4 protein-coding genes are annotated in these 4,379 nt (G+C 62.7%); all 4 read right to left on the reverse strand.

Annotated elements, in window-relative coordinates; all coding sequences use genetic code 11:
- Nucleotides 1–91: 91 nt before the first annotated feature.
- Nucleotides 92–841, reverse strand: a complete 750-nt coding sequence (locus tag QZ326_RS11500; protein ID WP_295745299.1) for a hypothetical protein — start codon at nucleotides 839–841, stop codon at nucleotides 92–94.
- A gap of 25 nt (nucleotides 842–866) precedes the next feature.
- On the reverse strand, nucleotides 867–1,463 hold the full coding sequence (locus QZ326_RS11505) for a lactate utilization protein (protein WP_295745302.1): 597 nt from the start codon (nucleotides 1,461–1,463) through the stop codon (nucleotides 867–869).
- Nucleotides 1,464–1,501: 38 nt separating this feature from the next.
- Nucleotides 1,502–2,359 carry a YitT family protein gene (locus QZ326_RS11510; protein ID WP_295745304.1) on the reverse strand — a complete coding sequence of 286 codons (858 nt, stop codon included), beginning with the start codon at nucleotides 2,357–2,359 and terminating at the stop codon, nucleotides 1,502–1,504.
- Nucleotides 2,360–2,379: 20 nt separating this feature from the next.
- Nucleotides 2,380–4,379: DNA gyrase subunit A (locus QZ326_RS11515; protein WP_295745307.1), on the reverse strand; the 2,000-nt coding region annotated here is incomplete at its 5' end.

The following is a 4,379-nucleotide window of genomic DNA, read 5'->3' on the forward strand; positions in this document are numbered from 1 at the left end:
AACTCGCTACCTCCACCTTGGCAAGGTGGCGCTCTACCAGATGAGCTATGCCCGCGAACAAAGAGTATTATAACAGCCCCTTCCCTCTTTGTCAACCCTTCGAACCAATTTTTTCTTCATTTTCCGCAGATTCCTCCGGGGACTGCTCTTCCCCCAGCTCCGCTTGGCCGTCCACGGCCTCCATCTCCTCCGGAGGCACCTCCTGGTCCAGTAAAAACTCAATCAGTCCCACCGGACCGCCGTCGGGGTAGTAGAGCACCGGCCACATGGGCCGCTCCAGCAGGCCACGCTCCTCCCGCACCCGGGACAGAGCCTCTTCCACCTGAGTCTGGCCGTTCTCCGGGCTCCAGTAGCCCACCCGCACCGCCAGCTCTGTCCGTTCCTCGGTCAGGGCCGTGTCCAACAGGGCGTACAATGCCTCTGGGCTGGTGGCGTTCACCACTGCCTGGATCTGCTCCAGCGTCCGGCGGTAGCTGATCCGGATCTCCACCTCATAGTAGCCCCTCTGGGCCTGGCTGGAGGAGGTGATATACTCCACAGCGTAGGCCCCCATGGGCGTCTCCTGCTGCACCTCCACTGTGGCCCGCTCCAGCAGGTCCGCCGCCTGGAGCTTGTTGTCCACGTTGTAAAGCCGCAAGGTGGCCGTCTCCGTATGCTGGCCGATGAGAATCAAAAGGTCGTTGACAATATCCTGATAGTTCTCCGCCCGCAGGGTGCCGGCGGCCTCGCTCTCCCAGAGCTTGCTGCTGTGGGGCTCCACGGTGCTGTACTCCCGCTCCAGCAGGGGGGTGCAGCCGGCCAGCAGGCACAGTGCAATCAGCAGTATACAGCATTTTTTCACAGGCCGTCCCCCCTTCCTCTTCCGGTTACAGTCCCAGGTCCTCGTCCACCAGCAGGACCTCCGCCTCCATGCCCATCATGGGGCCCCACATCGTCACCAGCCCCCGGCAGATACGCTCCGGGCTCCTGCAGTCGTAGCAGCGGTCGCCCTTGACGGCGCAGGGGGTCTTTTTCCCCAGACGCTGGGCGTTTTGGGGCGAAGCAATGTTTCTAGCCCGCCACAGGGCCTCCTCGTAGGTGGGCACCAGCTTGTTGCGGCCAATGACGAAGATAACCTTCTCATGGCCGAACAGCGTGGCCGCAACCCGGTTGCCGATGCCGTCAATGTTGATGATCTCCCCGGTCTCCGCCAGGCCGTTGGCAGAGGAGAGGTAGACGTCTGTAAACATGGCCTCCCGGCGGGCCGGCCCCGCCTCCTGTCTCCAGTGCCAGACGACGGTGTTGTGTTTGCTCAAGGCATCATAGAGCCCCAGCTGGTCCAGTGTCACGGACCCGCCGAAGCCCACCGTCTTTCCGTCGACGGCCCCGTCCAGATATGCCGCCGCCTCCGCTCCGGTGTCAAAGACCCGCACGGCAAAGCCCCGCGCCTCCAGATTCTTTTTCACAGCGTCAAATGTTCCCATAGCGCGCTCCCCTTTCCAGCGTATGTATTCAGTGAAAATCAGATCTCGTCCTGGCGGTACTCGCCGAAGCCCTCGCCCAGCACGTCCCGGGCGTCGCAGACGATGAGAAACGCCCCCTCGTCCAGCTCGTGGACCTGGCGTTTGATGTCCACAATCTCCTTCTGCTTGAAGGCCACCAGCAGCACCCGCTTCTCCTCCCCGGTGTAGCCCCCCTCGCCCTGGAGGATGGTGACGCCCCGGCCCTGGCGGTCCATCAGCGTTCCGGCGATCTCCTGCCATTTGTCGGAGATGATGTAGGCCACCTTGGAGCTGTCCAGGCCGTAGAGCACGGTGTCCGTCACCTGGCTGGAGACGAACATGGCCACCGCGCCGTACAGCGCCGCCTCCAGGCGGCCAAAGGCGATGGCCACCAGCACCAGGGCCACCAGATCCGGCACCAGCACCAGCTTACCCAGGGGCAGCCAGGGGAATTTCAGCTTCAGGAGACGGCCGATGATGTCCGTGCCGCCGGTGGTGGCCCCCTGGGAGAACACCATGCCCAGCCCCAGGCCCATCAGCGCACCGCCGCAGAGGGAGGCCAGCATGGGGTCCATGGCGGAAAAGTGCCCCATCCGCGTAAAGACGTCCATGGCGGCGGAGGTGACGAACATGGAGAACAGGGACGAGGCCAGCAGGTGGAACCCCAGCAGCTTCCAGCCCACCAGAAAGATGGGCACGTTCAATACGAATACAATCACGCCCACGGAGATCTGGGGAAGGAACACGTTGATGACCTGGCCCAGGCCGGTCATGCCGGCCATGCCCACCTGGTTGGTCTCAAAAAATGCGCTGAACGCCAGGGAAAACAGCAGGGAGCCCACAAAGGTGATCCCATAAGTCCGCAGAAATTTTTTCATTGATTCCTCCTCGTGTGTTGTCAATTCATCTCCTCATCCAAAAGCCCGATCTGCTTCTCCTCGCTGTCCTCCTGCCGCAGCAGGGCCCCGGCGGCGGGGACAGCCCGCACCCGGTAGCGGCTCTGGTTGGCGATCCCCGTCTCCTCCAGGGGCCGCACGGCCTCCAGGCGGTATTTGGGCTTCAGGTTCATCACCGCCACGCCCTGGGTGGAGCGGGTGGTCTTGGGCGAGAGCAAGGCCGTGTGGAAGATCAGGCACCGGGGCTCCGTGGAATACACTGCCAGCTCCAGGTCCTGGTCCACCCGTTGGATGCAGCACAGGGGGGACTTGTCGGAGTAGGCCCCGGTGAGCTTGCGCCGGTTGGAGGTGGTCTTGTAGGCGGTCAGGTCCACCCGGGCGGCCTTGCCGTTTTCAAAGAAGAACAGCAGCGCCCCGGCGTAGTCCGTTCCGGGCAGCACCGCGTACACCACGCTCTCCCCCGGGTCCATGCCGAGTTTCGAGGGCAGGTAGTCCCCCAGGACGCTGGCCTTGGAATCATCGAACTCGCTGAGACGGGTCTTGTAGACCTGGCACCGGTTGGTAAAGAACATGATCTCCGCAGCGGAGGTGGCCTCAAAGCTCTGGCGGAGGCCGTCGCCCTCCTTGAACTTCTGCTCACCGTTCATCCGCAGGCTCTGGGGGGTGATCTTCTTGAAGTACCCCTCCCGGGAGAGGAAGAGGTGGACGGGGTATTCTTCCACCTGCTCCGTCTCGTCGTAGACCTCGATCTCGTGGCCGTAGACGATGGAGGTGCGGCGGGGCTCGCCGTACTTCTTCGCCGCCTCGTTCAGCTCCTCCACGATGATCTTCTTCACCCGCTTGGGGCTGTTCAGGATGTCCTCCAGGTCCTCGATTTCGTCCTGGAGGGCGGCGGTCTCGTTGACCCGCTTCAGGATATATTCCTTGTTGATGTTGCGGAGCCTGATCTCCGCCACGTACTCCGCCTGAATCTGGTCGATGCCGAATCCGATCATTAGGTTGGGGATGACCTCGGCCTCCTCCTCCGTCTCCCGGATGATCTTGATGGCCTTGTCGATGTCCAGCAAAATGCGCTTGAGGCCCTTCAGGAGGTGCAGCTTGTCCCTGCGCTTTTGCAGCACGAAGTACACCCGCCGCCGGACGGAGTCCGTGCGCCAGGCGGTCCACTCCTCCAGAATCTGCCGGACCCCCAGGACCTTGGGCATTCCGGCGATAAGCACGTTGAAGTTGCAGGAGAAGGAGTCCTCCAGCGGGGTCTGGCGGTAGAGCTTTGCCATGAGCTTGTCCGGGTCCGCGCCCCGTTTCAGGTCAATGGCGAGCTTGAGTCCGGAGAGGTCGGTCTCGTCCCGCATATCGGCGATTTCCCTGGCTTTTCCGGCCTTGATGAGCTCCGCCACCTTGTCGATGATGGCCTCGGTGGTGGTGGAGTAGGGGATTTCATAAATTTCAATGAGGTTTTCCTCTTTGACGTAACGGTACTTGGCCCGGACCTTCACGCTGCCCCGGCCGGTGTTGTAGATCTCGTTCAGGGCCGCCGGGTCGCAGATGAGCTCCCCGCCGGTGGGAAAATCCGGGGCCAGGAGGGTCTCCGTCAGGTCGCAGTCCGGATTCTTGAGGTAGGCCGCGGCGGTGTCGCAGACCTCTCTCAAATTGAATCCGCAGAACTGGGAGGCCATGCCCACGGCGATGCCGGTGTTGGCGGACACCAGGATGTTGGGGAAGGTGGTGGGCAGCAGGGCCGGCTCCTTCATGGAGTTGTCGTAGTTGTCCACGAAGTCCACGGTGTCGCTGTCAATGTCCTTGAAAATCTCCTGGCAGATGGGGGCCAGCTTCGCCTCGGTGTACCGGGGGGCGGCCCAGGACATGTCCCGGGAGTAGCACTTTCCGAAGTTGCCCTTGGAGTCCACAAAGGGGGTCAGCAGGGCGCCGTAGCCCCGGCTGAGCCGCACCATGGTGTCGTAGATGGCGGCGTCGCCGTGGGGGTTGAGGCGCATGGTCTGGC

This window comes from uncultured Oscillibacter sp. (genome assembly GCF_910587525.1).
GTDB lineage: Bacteria > Bacillota > Clostridia > Oscillospirales > Oscillospiraceae > Oscillibacter.

Bases quoted from the DNA above. Each gene is read 5' to 3' on its own strand.
- QZ326_RS11505 (WP_295745302.1), bottom strand. From the start codon at position 1,463: ATGGGAACATTTGACGCTGTGAAAAAGAATCTGGAGGCGCGGGGCTTT.
- QZ326_RS11510 (WP_295745304.1), bottom strand. From the start codon at position 2,359: ATGAAAAAATTTCTGCGGACTTATGGGATCACCTTTGTGGGCTCCCTG.